This is a genomic window from Streptomyces fructofermentans (assembly GCF_014651055.1).
Lineage (GTDB): Bacteria > Actinomycetota > Actinomycetes > Streptomycetales > Streptomycetaceae > Streptomyces > Streptomyces fructofermentans.
Genome location: NZ_BMWD01000041.1, coordinates 1 through 16383, shown reverse-complemented (window position 1 = coordinate 16383; position 16383 = coordinate 1). Strand labels below are relative to the sequence as shown.

Annotated in this window: 16 protein-coding genes and 1 pseudogene; 10 read left to right on the top strand and 7 right to left on the bottom strand. The window is 71.4% G+C overall.

Features of this window, described 5'->3' with window-relative positions; translation table 11 throughout:
- The first annotated feature begins 144 nt into the window (after positions 1–144).
- On the top strand, positions 145–732 hold the full coding sequence (locus IE265_RS34935; protein ID WP_190039793.1) for a CGNR zinc finger domain-containing protein: 588 nt from the start codon (positions 145–147) through the stop codon (positions 730–732).
- 234 nt (positions 733–966) lie between these two features.
- On the opposite strand, the gene IE265_RS34930 is transcribed toward IE265_RS34935, so the two are convergent.
- Positions 967–1539, bottom strand: a complete 573-nt coding sequence (locus IE265_RS34930) for a TetR/AcrR family transcriptional regulator (RefSeq protein WP_190039792.1) — start codon at positions 1537–1539, stop codon at positions 967–969.
- 270 nt (positions 1540–1809) lie between these two features.
- Here IE265_RS34930 and IE265_RS34925 point away from each other — a divergent pair, with 270 nt between their 5' ends.
- The 3 genes from IE265_RS34925 (at position 1810) to IE265_RS34915 (ending at position 4594) form a co-directional block, all read left to right on the top strand.
- Complete coding sequence (locus IE265_RS34925; RefSeq protein WP_190039791.1) at positions 1810–2529, top strand: hypothetical protein; 720 nt, start codon at positions 1810–1812, stop codon at positions 2527–2529.
- Positions 2530–3294: 765 nt separating this feature from the next.
- The gene (locus IE265_RS34920; RefSeq protein WP_190039790.1) at positions 3295–3957 is read left to right on the top strand and encodes a molybdopterin-dependent oxidoreductase; all 663 of its coding nucleotides are present in this window, start codon (positions 3295–3297) and stop codon (positions 3955–3957) included.
- Positions 3911–4594, top strand: a complete 684-nt coding sequence (locus IE265_RS34915; protein ID WP_190039789.1) for a cytochrome b/b6 domain-containing protein — start codon at positions 3911–3913, stop codon at positions 4592–4594. The genes IE265_RS34920 and IE265_RS34915 overlap by 47 nt, the downstream gene beginning before the upstream one ends.
- Positions 4595–4600: 6 nt before the next feature.
- On the opposite strand, the gene IE265_RS34910 is transcribed toward IE265_RS34915, so the two are convergent.
- Entirely contained in the window at positions 4601–5965 is a 1365-nt protein-coding gene (locus tag IE265_RS34910) for an MFS transporter (RefSeq protein WP_229916900.1), read from the bottom strand.
- Between the two features lie 56 nt (positions 5966–6021).
- Here IE265_RS34910 and IE265_RS34905 point away from each other — a divergent pair, with 56 nt between their 5' ends.
- The 3 genes from IE265_RS34905 to IE265_RS34895 all read left to right on the top strand — a co-directional run bounded on the left by IE265_RS34905 (position 6022) and on the right by IE265_RS34895 (position 7556).
- A complete protein-coding gene (locus IE265_RS34905) occupies positions 6022–6384 on the top strand; it encodes a winged helix-turn-helix transcriptional regulator (RefSeq protein ID WP_190039788.1) in 363 nt (120 codons plus the stop codon).
- Between the two features lie 200 nt (positions 6385–6584).
- On the top strand, positions 6585–7022 hold the full coding sequence (locus tag IE265_RS34900; protein ID WP_190039787.1) for a hypothetical protein: 438 nt from the start codon (positions 6585–6587) through the stop codon (positions 7020–7022).
- A 309-nt stretch (positions 7023–7331) separates the two neighbouring features.
- A complete protein-coding gene (locus IE265_RS34895) occupies positions 7332–7556 on the top strand; it encodes a hypothetical protein (RefSeq protein ID WP_229916899.1) in 225 nt (74 codons plus the stop codon).
- An 899-nt stretch (positions 7557–8455) separates the two neighbouring features.
- On the opposite strand, the gene tatB is transcribed toward IE265_RS34895, so the two are convergent.
- The 4 genes from tatB to IE265_RS34875 all read right to left on the bottom strand — a co-directional run bounded on the left by tatB (position 8456) and on the right by IE265_RS34875 (position 11311).
- Positions 8456–8800 carry a Sec-independent protein translocase protein TatB gene (tatB, locus tag IE265_RS34890; protein WP_190039786.1) on the bottom strand — a complete coding sequence of 115 codons (345 nt, stop codon included), beginning with the start codon at positions 8798–8800 and terminating at the stop codon, positions 8456–8458.
- 39 nt (positions 8801–8839) lie between these two features.
- Positions 8840–9688, bottom strand: coding sequence for a twin-arginine translocase subunit TatC (gene tatC / locus IE265_RS34885; protein ID WP_229916898.1), 849 nt, complete (start codon positions 9686–9688; stop codon positions 8840–8842).
- Between the two features lie 36 nt (positions 9689–9724).
- Complete coding sequence (tatA, locus tag IE265_RS34880; RefSeq protein WP_190039785.1) at positions 9725–10012, bottom strand: Sec-independent protein translocase subunit TatA; 288 nt, start codon at positions 10010–10012, stop codon at positions 9725–9727.
- A 210-nt stretch (positions 10013–10222) separates the two neighbouring features.
- The gene (locus tag IE265_RS34875) at positions 10223–11311 is read right to left on the bottom strand and encodes an alpha/beta fold hydrolase (RefSeq protein ID WP_190039784.1); all 1089 of its coding nucleotides are present in this window, start codon (positions 11309–11311) and stop codon (positions 10223–10225) included.
- 530 nt (positions 11312–11841) lie between these two features.
- Between IE265_RS34875 and IE265_RS34870 the strand changes: the two genes are divergently transcribed.
- Both IE265_RS34870 and IE265_RS34865 read left to right on the top strand, forming a co-directional pair.
- Positions 11842–12315, top strand: a complete 474-nt coding sequence (locus tag IE265_RS34870; RefSeq protein ID WP_190039783.1) for a VOC family protein — start codon at positions 11842–11844, stop codon at positions 12313–12315.
- Between the two features lie 177 nt (positions 12316–12492).
- Positions 12493–13947, top strand: a complete 1455-nt coding sequence (locus IE265_RS34865; RefSeq protein ID WP_190039782.1) for a dihydrolipoyl dehydrogenase family protein — start codon at positions 12493–12495, stop codon at positions 13945–13947.
- Between the two features lie 66 nt (positions 13948–14013).
- Here IE265_RS34865 and IE265_RS34860 read toward each other — a convergent pair whose 3' ends face one another.
- Positions 14014–15195, bottom strand: coding sequence for a serine hydrolase domain-containing protein (locus tag IE265_RS34860; protein WP_190039781.1), 1182 nt, complete (start codon positions 15193–15195; stop codon positions 14014–14016).
- Positions 15196–15602: 407 nt separating this feature from the next.
- Between IE265_RS34860 and IE265_RS34855 the strand changes: the two are divergent.
- Positions 15603–16298 (top strand): annotated as a pseudogene (locus IE265_RS34855) (ABC transporter substrate-binding protein); the annotation flags it as partial.
- Between the last annotated feature and the right edge of the window lie 85 nt (positions 16299–16383).

Here is a 16383-nt window from a genome sequence, read left to right as displayed (position 1 = left end):
CCGGGTGGCCCTCCTCGCGGCGTGCGGCCCGGCGGTGGCGGCCCCTTCCGGCGCCGGTGCCGGTGTCGACGCCGTGGGGGTCCCGGCGGCCCGGGTCCGGGGCGGGTCCTTGCAGCTCGCCGCGTCACCATTTAAGGTGGTGACATGCATGCGTTCCCTGGAGGTGCCCCGTCGCTCGACTTCGCCGGCACGCTGCGCTACCGGCACCGCGCCGATCCCCGTGAGGACATGGACTCGCCCAAGAGCCTCAGCGTGTGGTTCCGCGAGAGCGGGATCGCGGAGCGCGAGATCCCCTGCAAGGCCGCGGACCTCCAGGAGGCCCTGGTGCTCAGGGAGGCCGTCTACCAGCTGATCGTGGCGAGGATGTCCGAGCGGGCCTACGACCGCGACGCCCTGGCGCTCGTGAACGACTACGCGCGCAAGCCCACCCCCGTCCCGCAGCTCACCTCGGAAGGGCGGCGCATCGAAGCGTCCGTCGAGCAGGCGTTCGCGGCTGTCGCCCGGGACACCGTCTCGGTCCTCGGCGGGCCGGAGGCGTCGCTGCTCAAGGAGTGCGGCAACCCCGAATGCTCGCAGGTCTACATCGACCGGTCCCGGGGCGCGCGGCGCGAGTGGTGCGCCATGGACCCGTGCGGCAACAAGATCAAGGCCGCGGCGTATCGGGCCCGCAAGCGGGTCGGCGAGCAGGCGAAGACGGCGTTCACGCGCTCGCGGCAGTCGGCCAAGGGCTGAGCCCGCTCCGGTCGAGCCGCCCGAACCGCCATCGTCTGGTGCTCTTGAGCCGCATCGCCGCGGCTCTCGACTGTCGGCTCACCGTCGATTTCACGTCGGACCCCGACACCGCCTCTCGTCCCGGTGCCCAGGTGTGGAGGCGGCAGGGGGCGGATCGTGGCGACGCGACGTCGGCGGGCAGTTGCTGGGCGACTTCAGCACGCGTGACGTGATCACAGCTCTTGTTGGAGCCGGTCAGCGCAGGATGACGCCGAAGACCACCGTGAAGAAGGATTCGAAGGGCCTGGCCGAACGGTCGGTCCTGGTGGCGATGAGGGTGCCTTCCCAGGCGTTGAGCACGAAGGACGCCAGGGTGGCCGCCTCCTGGGCCTTGGACACGTCGCCCGCCTCCTGGGCGGCGGAGATGGCCTCGGTGAGGGCCTCGCGCCAGTAGGTGAAGCCCGTCAGCACGGCCGCCCGCACGGCCTCGCTGTGGTCGGCCACCTCGACCGCGAGGTCGCCGACCATGCAGCCCCGGGTGAAGCCCGCGTCGAGGTTCTCGTCGCGCAGGAACTCGAAGTGCTGACGCAGTCGGGCGAGCGGTGCCACCGACTCGTCGCGCAGCATGTCGAAGCGACGCCTCTCCCCGTAGCGCTCCAGCGCCACGATCGCGAGAGCTTCCTTGCTCTCGAAGTGGTTGTAGAAGGACCCCTTCGGGGCGCCGGCCGCATCGGTGATGTCCTTCACCCCCGTGGCGGCGTACCCGTGGGCATGGAACCGGTCGACGGCCGCCTCGACAATGTTCTCGCGCAAGCTGGGTCGGGCCACGGTCGAACCCTCCTCTTAATATGGTCGATCGTCTTAGGATACACCCTTCCCTCGCTGATGGCAGCGGCCCCCACCTCGCCCGCCTCGCGGTCAGACATGGGTGAACCTCGATAAATGTGCTGGTGGAATCGGTGAGCGGGGCCCTTCTGGTCGCGCTGCATCCCCTGGGTGTCCCGTTTCGGGCTGTCATTCGTTGACTTTAAGACGACCGGTCATTATGGTCGGTTTGCAGAACAGCCCCACCCCCAATGCCAGGCAAGGAAGCCCCCCATGACCGACCTCACCAGCACTGTCATCGACGCCCATGGAGGCCTGGACCGCTACGGCCGGTACCGCACGGCCACGGTCCACTTCCGCTCCGGCGGCGCCCTGTGGGAGCTGAAGGGCAAGGCCGGCATCCTCGACTCCTCCACGGTGCGCCTCGGCCTCGACCGCCAGTACGCCAGCCACAGCCCCTTCACCGCGCCGGACCTGCACAGCTCGTTCACCCCGGAGCGGGTGGCCGTGGAGAACGCCGCCGGCGACGTGCTGGCGGAGCGATCGAACCCGCGCGCCGCGTTCGCCGGCCACACCCTGCAGACACCGTGGGACGACCTGCACCTGGCCTACTTCGCCGGCTATGCGATGTGGACCTACCTGACCTCCCCCTTCACCTTCGCCGCGCCCGACTTCAGGACCGAGGAACTGGAGCCCGTGACCGAGGACGGCGCGACCCTGCGCCGGCTCAAGGTGGCCTTCCCCAGCCGAATCGCCACCCACGCGCCGGAGCAGGTCTTCTCCTACGACGAGAGCGGACTGCTGCGCCGGCACGACTACGCGGCCGAGGTCCTCAACGCGGGACCGGCCGCCCACTACAGCTCCGACTACCAGGAATTCGACGGGATCATGGTGCCCACCAAGCGGCGCGTCCATCCGGTGGGGGAGGACGGCGTCGCCATCCGGGACATCGAACTCGTCACCATCGACATCGACCACGTCGAATTCTCCTGACGGGTGACGGGTGACGGGTGACGGGTGACGGGTGACGGGGGGTGGCCCGCGACGGATCCCCGTCCGGGCGGGGCCGCGGCTTCCCGCATCACCACCGTCCCGCATCACCGCCGTCCCCCGTCGCCACCGTCCTGCGCCGCCAGTCGCCCCCGGCATCCCGGGCCGGCGCCCGTCTTCGGCCCGCGCGAGTCGATGGCTCGCGCCCAGGGCCATGCCGCCGCCGCGCACCGGCCCGGCGTACGGGCGGCCCGCGGAGGGTGACCGGAGCGGCCCGGCGGGCCACGGTCCGCGCGGGCGCCGACAAGGGTCGCCGAAGCTCCCGAAGGTTGAAGGCTCGCCGAGGGCTTCGCCCCCGGCGCGAGGGTTTCGCCGCCCGGCCGGTGTCCGGCGCGGCGCCATTCGTGCCCGGGCCCTTCGTCCGGCGGGCGAGACCCGTGGCCGTGCGCCGACTGTGAGCAAATCGTCACTCCCTTGACTGGTGACGATTTGGCGTGTCAGCATGCGGGCACCGCCGCAGGAAGTGATGCGCCGCCGCCGGGAAGCACGCCGGCGAGGTCGGCTGCGGGCGCATGCCCGCTCACGGTCGCCGGAATCCGGGCGGGGGAGGCGCTGCCGCGAACCTCGCCCCCGCCGGGCCCGCGCCTGCGATCCGCGGCAACAGCCCCGGCGCCGGCAACTGCCGCGATCGCCGCGACACGAAGGATGGTGACCATGGCAGGGCAGTCGAAACGCCCGGCCGGCGGTGCGCCGGTAGGACGCCGGACCATGCTCGCGATGCTCGCGGCGGGAGCCGCGGGACTCGCCGGCGCTCCCCGTCTGCAGAGTGCCTGGGAGAGCTTCCTGGCCTCCTCCTCGCAGGCCGATCCGACCGGGCTCACCGGGCTGCTGCCCAATCCGGGCGGATTCCGGTACTTCAGCGTCGTCAGCTCGGTGCCGCGCAAGGACGCGACGAACTACAAGTTGCGTATCGGCGGCCTGGTCGACAGGCCGAGGACCTACGCACTCGCCGACCTGCGGGCGATGCCGCAGACCCGAATCGTCGCCGACGTGGTGTGCACCGACGGATGGCGCGTGGACGACACGCCGTTCAGCGGCGTGAAGCTGGCCGACCTCCTGGACGAGGCCGGGGTCCGCTCGCGGGGCACCGCCGTCCACTTCACCTGCTTCGACGGCGCCTACACCGAGAGCCTGACCCTCGAACAGGCGCGACGGGCGGACATGCTGGTGGCCCTGGACATGCAGGACAAGCCGATCACGCACGCCCACGGCGGTCCGGTACGGCTCTACGCGGCGCCCATGTACTTCTACAAGTCCGCCAAGTGGCTGTCGGGCATCACGGTCACCAGCAAGGTCGAACCCGGCTACTGGGAGGAGCGCGGTTATGACATCGACGGCTGGCTCGACGGGGCCGACAGGCACGCGGCCTGAACCGCGCGGCAGGGTGCGGCGGTTCAGCCGTGCCGAGCGCCTGGTGCACCGGACCACCGGCTGGCTGATGCTCGTGTGCCTGGTGACGGCCGCCTGCATGTACATCGGGCCGATCGCCCAAGTGGTCGGGCAGCGGTATCTGATGGCCACCGTCCACAAGTGGTCGGGAATCCTCCTGCCCGTCCCCCTGCTGCTCGGTCTCTTCTCCTCGGCGCTGCGGGCGGACCTGCGCCGGCTCAACCGCTTCGCGGACTACGACAGGCAGTGGCTGCGCGCGGCCCGCCGCCGGGTGCTGTCGCTGGAGGCCCGCCCGGCCGGCAAGTTCAACGCGGGGCAGAAGGTCTACGCGGGCTGGATCGCCGGTACCGTGCTGGTCATGCTGGTCACCGGGCTGCTGATGTGGTTCGCGGGGCTCCTGCCGTTCATCTCCCGCACCAGTGCGATCTTCGTCCACGACGCCGTCGCCTGGGCGATCGTGTTCGCGGTCCTCGCGCACATCAGGAAGGCGCGTGCGCACCCCGAGGCGTTGGAGGGGATGCGCACCGGCAGCGTCGACCGCGCCTGGGCCGCCCGTCACCACTCCCGGTGGCGTGTCGACGACGTGCGGCAGGACGACACGGACCGGCCCGAGGAGTGAGAGCCGCTACGGATTTCGTGTGTCGTCGGCCGACCGCAGGGCCGATGCGGAGCGGCGGGTGTCATGGGTGGTGGACGGGGTGAACGAACTCGGCCCGCCGGTCGCCGAGTTCGTCACCGGGGCGGGTTTCGTCCCGCCCCGGCGACGGACCCCTCCGATGGGGCTCCGGGCGGCCGGCACCACTTTGCCGATCGCGAGGGCGAGCAAGGCTCCGAGGACGCTGACGCCGACCATGGCCGGCCAGAGGGCGGCTGCCCCGATGGACAGCAACCCGGAGAGCACCGCCGGAGCGAGCGCTCCCGCGACCGTCACGGCGAGCTGGTTGAGGGCCAGGTACCGGCCGCGGAGAGCGTCCGGGGCGCTCTCCGCGGCGACGGTCGCCGCGACGGGGCCGCCGAGGATTTCACCGAAGGTGTAGCTGCCCGCGCCGAGGAGCACGACGCCGACCGCGAGGGCGAGCGCGCTCACGCGGTCGGCGGCGAGGAACAGGGCGTAGCCGGCCGCGAAGCAGACGTGGCCGGCGACCAGGACGCGGCTGCGGATCCGCCCGCCGAGCCGGCCGACGACGATGCCTTGGCCGAAGCCGACCAGCAGGGTGTTCAGGACGAAGACCGCGCCGGCCGTCCAACCGGGCAGTCCCAGCACGTCCACGGCGTAGACCGGTATCGCGATGTTCAGGGCGAACAAGGAGATCGCGAAGCACAGTTGATGCGCGACCACCAGCAGGTACCGCCGGTCCCGGAGCACGCGCCCCCACCCCCCGGCAGCGTCCTGGCCCGCCTCGGGACGGATGTTCGGCATGGCACGCATCAGGACGAAGGCACCGGCACAGGACAGGGCGTTGACGACCACGATCGCGGAGTAGACGCCCTGCGTGCCGAAACCGACGGCGACGGCGCAGGCGAGGCCGCCGAGTGCGTAGCCGAGGTTGCGCACCGACCCCAGAAGGCCGAACCAGCGCTCACGTCGGCCGGGGGCGGCCAGCGCGGTGACGATCACTCCGTAGCAGCTGAAGGACACCGCCCGCCCGGCACTGTTCAACCAGGCGCAGACCGCGATCTGCCATGCCTGGTCCACGAGGAGGTACCCGGCGAAGCCGAGCGCCTGGGCCAGGTTCGCCGCCTGCAGTACCGGCTTGGCGCCGCACCGGTCGACCAGCCCTCCGATCACAGGGCCCGCCGGGAGCGCCAGCAGCCCGGCCGTCGTCAGTGCCGCGCCCACCTGCACCAGCGTCAGCGATGTCGTGGCCAGGAAGTACAGCATCGAAACGGGGACGAAGACACCGGTGCCGACCGAGTCGATGACGATCGCTGCGACGAAACGACGGTGCCGGGCCGTTGAGGGGCGGGCCGTGCGAGGGGGAAGGGACACAGCCCGGACGGTATAGATTCAATACCGGTATCCACAACGCTACTTGGGGGACACGCATGGGCAAGGCCTACAACGTCATGGCCGCGACTTGCCCCAGCCGTACCGTGCTGCACCGGATCGGGGCGCGCTGGACGGTGTTCATCGTCAACGCGCTGGACGACAGGCCGAAGCGATTCACCGAACTCAAGGCGCACATCCGGGGGATCACGCCGAAGGCGCTCACCGAGACGCTTCGCGCGATGGAGTACGACGGTCTGATCTCCCGCACGGAGATTTCCGCGAATCCTCCGCATGTCGAGTACGCCCTCACCGACCTCGGCCGGTCACTGCTGGCGCCCTTGCGTGCCGTCCGGGAATGGGCCGAGAGCCACGTCCCCGACATCGAACGCGCCCGCGCACGGGCCGACGCGCAACGGTGACGCCGAGCAGGCCACGGGCGCTCCGCCGGGACTTGTGGCGGCACTGATCCGTCCCGCACCCGGGAAGCGATCGCCCACCACACCGCACCGACCCGGTTCGCGGGCTGAACGTGCGGGCCGGCCGCGGCCGAGGGCCCCTGCCGCGGCGCCCATCCCGCACCCCGTGGCCCGAACCGTCCCGCTCGGCCTATCGTCCGGTCATGGCGTACGAGGAGATCCCGCAGCCCCTGCTCCCAGCCCTCGACTGGGAGCAGGGGACCGGACTGATCGGCGTCCAGGACCCGGCCGTCGTCGACGCGGCCTTCGAACGCGGTGAGCGCCACGTCGGCGTCGCCGTCATCGGGCTCGCCCTGCACCACCCCGATCCGCGGGCCATCCTGCCCCGCGTGGCCCGGGCGCTCCGCGCCACCGACCCCGCGCGGCAGCATCAGGGCACGGTGGCGCTCGCACACGTCGCGCGGCTGCACCGCACCGTCGACCGGGAGTGCCTCGCCCTGCTGCGCGCTCAGCCACGTGGCAACGAGGCCGACGACGACCTGTGGTCCTTCGTCCCGCGCCGCCGCCTGCCCTGGTGGCTCTGGCGCCACCAACTCCCAGGACTGGTCAAGTGGTGTCTCTTCGAACGTTGGCGCCACTGATCGGGTGGGTGCGGACTGCCGGGGCGGCCTTTGTGCGGCTCGCGGCGGCCGGACCGTGGGGCCGGGTCGAGGGCGGGCCGGACGGGCCGTGGCGGAGGCGTTGAGCGAAGTCCCGCCTGCGCAGGGCGGGGCCGTCCTCGCAGGCGGCCGTACGGCGAGGATTCGGCCGCTCGCGCCGATGCTGCCCGGCCCGGCGTGGTGCTGAGGGCGAGCCCCGTGGTGAACACCCGTTGCCGACCTGCGAGGCGTCGCGGCGGCTCGGGGAACAAGCGTGACGAGCGGGAAGTTGGCCGAGCAGGAGGTTGCGACATGGTGAACAGGAAGAACAAGTCGAAGACGGCCGGCGTGGTGCGCAACTCCGGGGCCGCCGCCGCCGCTCCCGATCCCTACGCGGAGCGACGCCGCGCCCGGTTCGGCGCTCTGCCGACGCACGTTCGGCTGGAGGACACCGTCGAGGAGCGGCCCGCGGAGCCCCTCGATGCCCGCCGGAACGACTACGACCCGGACGAGTGGCTCGTCCGCAACGTGTTCTGAGCAATTGCGGTACGGGCTCCTCGCGGCCCGGCGAGGACCGTGAACCGCGCGGGGAGTTCTTCGGTGACATGAGCGGCGGCATCCCTCGGGGATGCCGCCGCTCGGGCTTTCGGCAGGAGTCGGGGCGGCAATGCGGACCGGGTCCGGCAGCCGCGCGGCCGTGCCCGCAGGGGTCGAACCCGGTTCGACGGGGACGGGGTCGCGGACCGTCCCGGCCGGTCCTCCGCGGACGGTGGGGTCAGAAGAGCTGCAGGAAGCAGCCGATGGAGAGGACGACGGCGGCCGCGGCCGCGGACATCAGTTTCAGGACTCGAGAAATCGGCATGGGGGTCCTTCACGACAACGGTCGGGGCCCGGGGCGGGCCTGGTGGGTGATGCGTACGGCGCGAAGAGGCCGCGCCTTCGCGCCGTGAGGCGCTGGGCGCGATGTCGGGAAGGGGCAGCGGGCTCGAACGATCGCCCCGCCGGGCCGGATCCGAAGCGGCACCCCCACCCATCACCTGTTCGCAAGGTGACGGTACGTGCGGATTCCGTCACCTGTCAAGAGGGTGACGCATGACGCGTCGTCTCCGGGTGTCGGGCGCCGGACACCGAGCCCTTGGCCCTGCCGGGACGCTGCGCGCCCGCCGAGACATCCCACCGCTGAACGCGCGCCGAGGGTCCCCGGCGTGCCCGGACCCCGATTCCACGCATCAGAACCCCGGAGTCCCGAATGGCCGGCGAGAGCACGGTGCCGATGTGTATGCCCGGCTCCGTGCGGCGGCGGCCGATGCCGACTCCGGGCGGCGGACCGGGACTTCGTGGCGGTGTGGCGGGAATCCGTTCCGGCGGGTCCGGCCCGGAGGTGCCGCTTCTCGGCGGAGACAGCGCGTGGGACCGGGACGGCCGGTCGCGCGGGCTCAGTACTTGGTGGCCTTGGTGAAGGTTGGCCGGGTTCGATCCTCGGTCAGGACCTTGTTCAGGTCGACGCTCTTCGCGAGGTCGTCGAGGCGCAGGGTCCGCTCGGCCCCGGACAGTGCCTTCCGGGTGAGGTTGCGGGGGTTCAGTTCACCGAGGTCGAGGTGGGAGTACTCGGGGCCGAGTTCCTTGCGTATCTCGTTCTGCGCGGTCTGGGAGAGCGATCGCATTTTGCGGATGACCGCGGAGACCTCCTGTATGGCTTTCGGCAGCTTCTCGGGGCCGAGGACCACGATGGCGATCACGGCGATGGCGATGACTTCGAGCGGGCCCATGTCGAAGAACATGTGCGGCCTCCTGGATGCGGTGTGTCGGGGGACGGTCGGTCAGCGGCTGTGTGCCGGCTCCTTCGGGGCGGGGAGGACGGAGGGCTCGTCCGGGCCGAGGCCGGCAGCGGGGTCCTTGCGGGCGCGCCGGCGGTCGTTGACCGATGCGACGGCACAGGCGAGGAGGTAGAGGGCGGTGACGGGGCCCGCGAGGGCGAGCATGGTCAGCGGGTCGCTGCTGGGGGTGGCTATGGCTGCGAAGACGGTGATGCCGATGACCATGTGCCGCCACCAGCCGATCATGCGCCTGGCGCTGACGATGCCGGCGAAGTTGAGCATGACCAGGACGAGGGGGAGCTCGAAGGCCAGCCCGAAGACGACGACGGCGCGCGTGGCGAGGTCGAGGAAGTCGTCGATGGGCAGGATGTTGGTGGCTGCGTCGGGGGTGAAGGAGATCAGGACGCGCGCGGTGGTGGGGAGGATGGCGTAGGCGATCGCGGCTCCGCCGAGGAAGAGCGGGATGCCGGCGCCGAGGAAGGCCCGGGTGTACTTCTTCTCGGTGCGGTGCAGGCCCGGGGCGAGGAAGGCCCATGTCTGGTAGAGCCAGACGGGGCTCGCTGCGATGAGGCCTGCGGTGAGGGAGACCTTCAGGGCGAGGGTGAAGGGCGCGAGGAGGCCGTTGGTCGAGACGATCCCGCACCGCTCCGATCCCGCGGTCCCGGCGGTCATGGGATCGCATCCGGGCAGGGGTGCGATGACGAAGTCGATGAGCTGCTTGTAGAACAGCCCTGCGACGACGGTCGCCACGAGGATGGCGCCGATCGCCTTCGTGAGGCGGTTGCGCAGTTCACGCAGGTGAGCCGTCAGGGGCATGTCCCCCTGGGGGGTCTGGGGTGCGCTCGTGGTCACGGGGTGGACCTCCTCTCTCGCCTCCTGGCAGTGGGATCAGTAGGGGCCCGAGGTGTCCCGGGCGGCCGCCGCGGACGCCTCCCGGCGATCGGGAGCGGGAACTGTTGTCAGGGGGGAGTCGGTCGCGGGGACGTGGGGCGTGGAGGCGGACGCATCGGGTGTCGTCTCCTCGTCGCGATCGCGCATGGCCTTGGTCTCGCTCTTGAGGATGCGCAGGGACTGCCCGAGGGAGCGCGCCATGCCGGGCAGGCGCTTGGCCCCGAAGAGCAGGACCAGGACGACCAGGATCAGCAGGATTTCAGGGGCTCCGAGTTTGCCGAACATGCTGTGCTTCCTTCGTGTGTGGTGCGGCGACTGCCGCGGGGAGGGGGCTGTTGCGGCGTCGCGTCGTGGCGGTGACGCCGCGCGATGCCGTCGGTCGTTTGCCGCAGACGCGCCGGCGGTGGCCGCGACGGCCGGGTGGGCGGGGCCGGGGTGGATCGGGTGCTCGGCCCCGCCGTTCAGGCGGATGCCCCGGGCATGGCGTGTCCGTGCCTACCGGCGTGTGCGGTAGGGGGTGAGGAAGTCGTCGAGGGTGTGCAGGAGCGCGGTGGGGGCCTGTTCGGCGACCCAGTGGGCGGCGCCAGGGAGGACCACGGTGTGGAGTTTGGTGGTGGCGTCCTTCATGGCTTCGCCGACTGCGGGGCCCCAGCTGTCGGCTCCGCCGATGGCCAGGACGGGCATGGGGAGCCTGGTTTTCGCCCGCTTCTCGTTCTGCTTGAGGGTGGTGTCCCAGGAGCGGTAGAGCTGGAAGGAGCCGCGCAGGGATTCGGGGTCGGAGAAGAGGCGGAAGTAGTACTCGCGGGCGTACTCGGGGAGCGTGCCGCCCTGGATGTCGAACTCGTAGCCGAAGAAGAGGTCCTCGTGGCCCCGGACGAGTTGTTCGGTGAGCTCGTGGTCGACCCGGTTGAAGGGGATGTGCCACAGCCTGTTGTTGAGCTGTTCCTCGATGAACAGCGGCGGTGAGGGGACCACGCCGGGCGGGCCGGGGATCTCGGCCAGGGCGACGCGTGCGACACGGCCGGGGTGGTCGGCGGCCAGGGCGTAGCTGATGATCATGCCGGTGTCGTGGCCGACCACGGCGAACCTGCCGCGGTGGCCCAGGGCGTCCATCAGGGCGACGAGGTCGTTGGCCAGGGTGCGGCTGTCGTAGCCGGCGGCGGGCTTGTCGGTCAGGCCGATGCCGCGCTGGTCGACCGCGACGACGGTGAACTTCTTGGCCAGCTCCGGCATCAGCAGGCGCCATGCGTACCAGTTCTGCGGCCAGCCGTGGACCAGCAGCAGCGGCGGGCCGTCACCGCCGACGACCACGTGCTGGCGGATCCCGTTGGCCTGGACGAAGCGGCTGGTGAAGGTCTTGGTGAACCCGACGGGCAGGCGCGGCGCGGTGGTCACCGAGCCGAAGCCCTCTCGCGTGTGCCGTGCGGTGGAGGCGGCGGCCGGGAGCGCAGCCGTACCGACCAGGGACACCCCGGCGGCCGCCGCGGCCGCTCCGCCGACGAACACGCGGCGTGAGAACCGGCCGCGGGCCCGGGGTGAGTCGGCCCCATCCTGACCTGCGGAGTTCGCGGGAGAGGTACTCATCGAAATTTCCTTTCGCAAAAGCTTGAAGGCGTGAATCGAGACTCACACGACATGCGTCACCTGTCAAACAGGTGACGCATCGAGGAGGTGTGGCATTGGTGGTGGCGGGGGGCTCGGCCGGCCTTCCCGGCCGGTGCGGCTCCTGGGCGGAGGGGGTGGCGCCCTGTGGTGTCGGTTCGTCCTCGTGGGGCTGGGGGTGAAAGTGGGCGTAGTGGTGCGAGGGGCCTCGCTGTGCGGGGAGGGGTGGCGGTCCGCGGTGGCGGGTGCCGTCGTCGCGATACTTCGAAGCAGTGCTGCTCGCCGCTCGCCGCTTGCATCCCGGGTCGTGCGGAAGTCGGCCCGTCGCTGTTCGGTGTGGTTCCTGACCTGCGCAATGAACACTCTCGGGGCCTCGTGGGGTGCGACGGTCGCGCCCGATCCAATCGTCACCTCCTTGACTGGTGACGATTGATGTCGCATGCTCGTCACCAGTTGAACCGGTGACGACCCCCGTTCCGGTCACTTGAACCCACAGAAAGCCGAACGAAGCCATGAACCTGAAGCTCGAACTCCTCGTCCTGCCCGTCTCCGATGTCGAGCGCGCCAAGGCCTTCTACGAGAAGGCGGGCTTCCGTCTGGACGTCGACGCCGCCCCCACCTCCGAGTGGAGCGCGGTCCATCTCACGCCGCCGGGATCCGAGGCGTCGATCATCTTCGGCAAGGGCCTCACCTCCGCCGAGCCGGGCTCCACGCAGGGCCTGTACCTCATCGTCACCGACATCGAGGAGGCCCGCCGGGAGCTCCTGGAGCGGGGCGTCGAGGTCAGCGAGGTCTTCCACGACGACAAGGGCGTGCTCTTCCACAACCACGCCCGCGGAACCGTCAACCACGACCTGCCCGGTCAGGCACGCATCGCGGGCCGCCACCCCGAAGGCGCCTCCTACGCCTCCTACGCCTCCTTCAGCGACCCCGACGGCAACGGCTGGGTCCTCCAGGAGATCACCGAGCGCTTCCCCGGCCGCTGATCGCGACAGCACCGGCAACAGGCGTGCAGGCCGGGGACCGCCGGGCGGAGAAGTCCACCGACACCACGGGCCCCGGCAGGCGGAGCGCGCAGCCGCCCCCCGAAACAGGATGCCGGACCGGCACCCACCACCCCACCCGACCACCCACTCGACCCGACTTGACCACAGGAAACCGTGATGCAGGAAGCAGCGACCAGCGAGGCCACCCGCGAGTACGACGTGATCGTCGTCGGTGCGGGACCCGTCGGTGAGAACGTGGCAGAGCGCACCCGCGCCGCAGGCCTTCGTACCGTCATCGTCGAGCGTGAACTGCTCGGCGGCGAATGCTCGTTCTGGGCCTGCGAACCCAGCAAGGCACTGCTGCGGCCGGTGGTCGCCCGCGCCGACGCCCTCCGCATACCCGGACTGCGCGCCGCCGCGGCCGGACCACTGGACGTCGACGCGGTCCTCGCGCACCGGGACAGGATGTCCTCGCACTGGAAGGACGACAGCCAGGTCGACTGGCTGGACTCGGTCTCCGTGGACCTCGTCCGCGGCCACGGCCGCCTCGACGGCCCCCGCCGGGTGGCGGTGCGGACGGCGCAGGGCGACACGGTCCACCTGACCGCACGGCACGCCGTGGTCCTCAGCACCGGCACCAGCGCGGCGACACCCCCCATCCCCGGCCTCGACTCGGTCCGCCCCTGGACCAGCCGCGAGGCGACCACTTCCGACCGGGCACCGGGCCGACTGGCCGTGATCGGCGGCGGGGTGGTCGCCGTAGAGATGGCCACCGCCTGGCAGGCCCTCGGATCCCAAGTGACCATGCTGGTCCTGGAGGACGGGCTGCTGCAGCGGATGGAGCCCTTCGCCGGCGAGATGGTCGCCGACGGCCTGCGGGAAGCCGGCGTCGACATCAGGTTCGCCACCTCGGTGAAGCACCTGACCCGCGAGGGCGACACGGACGGTGCGGTGCACATCACGCTGGCCAACGGCGAGGAACTGGAGGCGGACGAGATCCTGCTCGCCACCGGCCGGGCACCGCGGACCTCGGACGTGGGCCTGGAGACCGTCGGCCTGACACCGGGCGACTGGCTCGGCGTGGACGACACCTTCCGGGTGACCGCCGTCCCCGACGGCTGGCTCTACGCCGTCGGAGACGTCAACCGGCGGGCCCTGCTCACCCACCAGGGCAAGTACCAGGCCCGGATCGCCGGTGCCGTCATAGGAGCCCGCGCCGCGGGCGAACCGGTCGACGACTCCCCGTGGGGCGCACACGCCGCGACCGCCGACACCGCGGCCGTACCGCAGGTCGTCTTCACCGTCCCCGAGGCGGCCGCCGTCGGCCTGACCGTGCAGGAGGCCGAACGCACCGGCCGCCGCGTGGACGTGGTCGACTACGACCTCGCACGCCTCGCGGGAGCCCACCAGTACGGCGAGGGCTACCGCGGCAGGGCCCGGATGCTGGTCGACCCCGAGCGCGGCACCGTCGTCGGAGTCACCTTCGTCGGCCCCGGCGTCGGCGAACTGCTCCACTCCGCGACGATCGCCGTCGCCGGCGAGGTCCCACTGGAACGCCTCTGGCACGCCGTTCCCGCGTTCCCGACGATCAGCGAGGTGTGGCTGAGGCTGCTGGAGACCCACCGCGGGTGACGCGACGCTCGTGCCCGCCGCGTCCCGCGCACGGCTCGGACGGGGCGCGGGACGCGGCACCTCCGCTCACGGGGTGCCGCGGCTCCCGGCGCACAGCGCGTGGTCGATCAGGGCGCCGGCCGTGTTCTCCTGCTCCAGGATGTGCTCCAGGGTGTCGCCGCGGGCCTCGGACGTGGAGACCACGGCGCTTCGCGCGCCGTCGTCGGTGACGCCGTTGAGCGTGATGTAGCCGCCGTCCCCGCCCTCATGGCCCCAGTAGGTTCCTCCGCAGCTCAGGGGGCGTTCGACCAGGCCGAGGCCGTATCGGCCGCCGGGCCACAGCTGTTGGACCTCGGCGCTCACGGGGACGGTCTGCTTCATCCTGGCCAACTGCCGTGCCGGCAGGAGGCGGCCGTCGAGCAGCGCGCGCAGGAAGCGGTTCTCGTCCCGCGTGGTCGTGACCCACGAGAGGTTCTCGTGGTCCACCGGTATCTGGTGGGTGACGTCCACCCGGGAACCGGGGCCGAAGAACTGGTAGGCCCGGGCGTGGGGCCGGGGCAGGGTGGGCGAGGTGCCCGTCCACCGGGTCCGGTCGAGGCCCAGCGGGCGAAGGATGCGGCGTTCGATCTCCTGGTGGGCGGGGTGACCGGTCGCCTTCCGGATGACCATGTCGAGCAGCACGTAACCGGTGTTGGAGTACGCCCAGCCCTCGCCGGGCGGGAAGTCCGGCTCGTGGGCCATGGCCAGGTCGACCAACTGCTTGGGTTCGTGGACGTCGTTGCGCTGCTGGTAGTACTCCTCCGGCGTGGTGTATCCGGGCAGGGCGTCGTGGATGCCGCCGGTGTGCTGGAGCAGGTGGCGGAGGGTGATCCGGCTGCCGTCGTTGCCGTTGCCCCGCACCACTCCTGGCAGCCAGTGGTCGACCGTGTCGTTCAGGGACAGCCTGCCCTCCGCCTCCAGTTGGAGGACCACGGTGGCGACCAGCGTCTTGGACGTGCTGGCCATCCGGAAGTAGCCGTCGGGGGCAACGGGGCGACCTGTACGCAGATCGGCGGTGCCGCTGGTGGCGACCGACTGCCTGCCGTCGGGCCCGATCACGCGGGCCTGCACGCCGCTGACACCGAGGGCGTGGATCGCCTCCGTGTCCCGCTGCAACCGCTCCACGGCAGAGGGGCCGGCGGGCTCGGCGACGGCGGGGGCCACCTCGGCGGTGAGCAGCGTGGCGACACCGAGTGCCATGGCCAGGTGCTTTCGCAGGGTCGAAGTCATGACTGGACGCTAGTTTCGCGCCCGACCGGGCGCGATCCGGCCCGCCCCACGACCGGAACGGGGGACAACCCCAGCCAGGACCCCAGCCAGGACGGCAGCCAGGTCGGCGGTCAGGTCGGTGCCGAGCCGGTTCGCCGGCCGCCGTCCCGCCTCCGCACCCGCCGCGCCTCCGGACCCGTCCCGCCTCCGCGCCCGCCCCGCCCACGTGTTGGCCGCGCCGCCCGCCGCCGAACCCGGCAGGGCATCCCTCGCGCCACTGCTTGATTACGCGCAACGGCCCGCGCGGGGAGCCGAGTTGACGGTGGGCGGCGGGCGCGCCCCCGGTGTGTGGCGGGCGCGGACCTGGGGCAACCTCTCTTGCGATTAATATGCAACAGCGCATTGGCTGCAAGAGAAGGTGTGAGGATATGGCGACCCGACGGATACGGACTGCCGCCGCCGCTACGGCGTTGGCGGCAGGACTGGCCGCGTGCTCCGCACCCGGCGGTCCCGACGGCGGCGGGGGAGACGGGGGCGGCGGGGCAGGCAACTCCGTCGTGATCGGCGTGGCTTCGGAACCGGACACCCTGAGCCCGCTCCTCGGCTACGGCAAGGACGGCAACTCCAAGATCTTCGACGGGCTGCTCGCCCGCGACGCCGACCTGAAACTGACACCGGCGCTGGCCGAGGCACTTCCCGAGATCGGCGACGACGGCCTCACCTACACCTACACCCTCCGCGACGGGGTGCAGTTCAGCGACGGCGAACCGCTCACCTCCGCCGACGTGGTCTTCACGTACGAGACCGTCCTCGACGAGAAGACCAACAACACCTCCCGCAGCGAACTCGACGCCATCGAGACGGTGCGCGCGGACGGCGACGACAAGGTCGTCTTCACCCTCAAGTACCCGTACGCGCCCTTCGCCGGCCGCACGGTGCTGCCGATCGTCCCCGAGCACGTCGCGGGCGGCCAGGACCCCAACACCGGCGCCTTCAACACCGCGCCCGTCGGCACCGGCCCGTACGTCCTGGCCTCCTGGAGCAAGGGCGAGAAGCTCACCTTCAAGGCCAACCCCGACCACTGGGGCGGCGCCCCGAAGGTCGAGAAGGTCACCATGGCGTTGACGTGCTCCCCGCCCTAAAGGACGAGGATTCCAGCCTGGGCCGTCTGGCCCTTCTGGGGGCTTCCTGCTTCACGGCGCTGTGCGG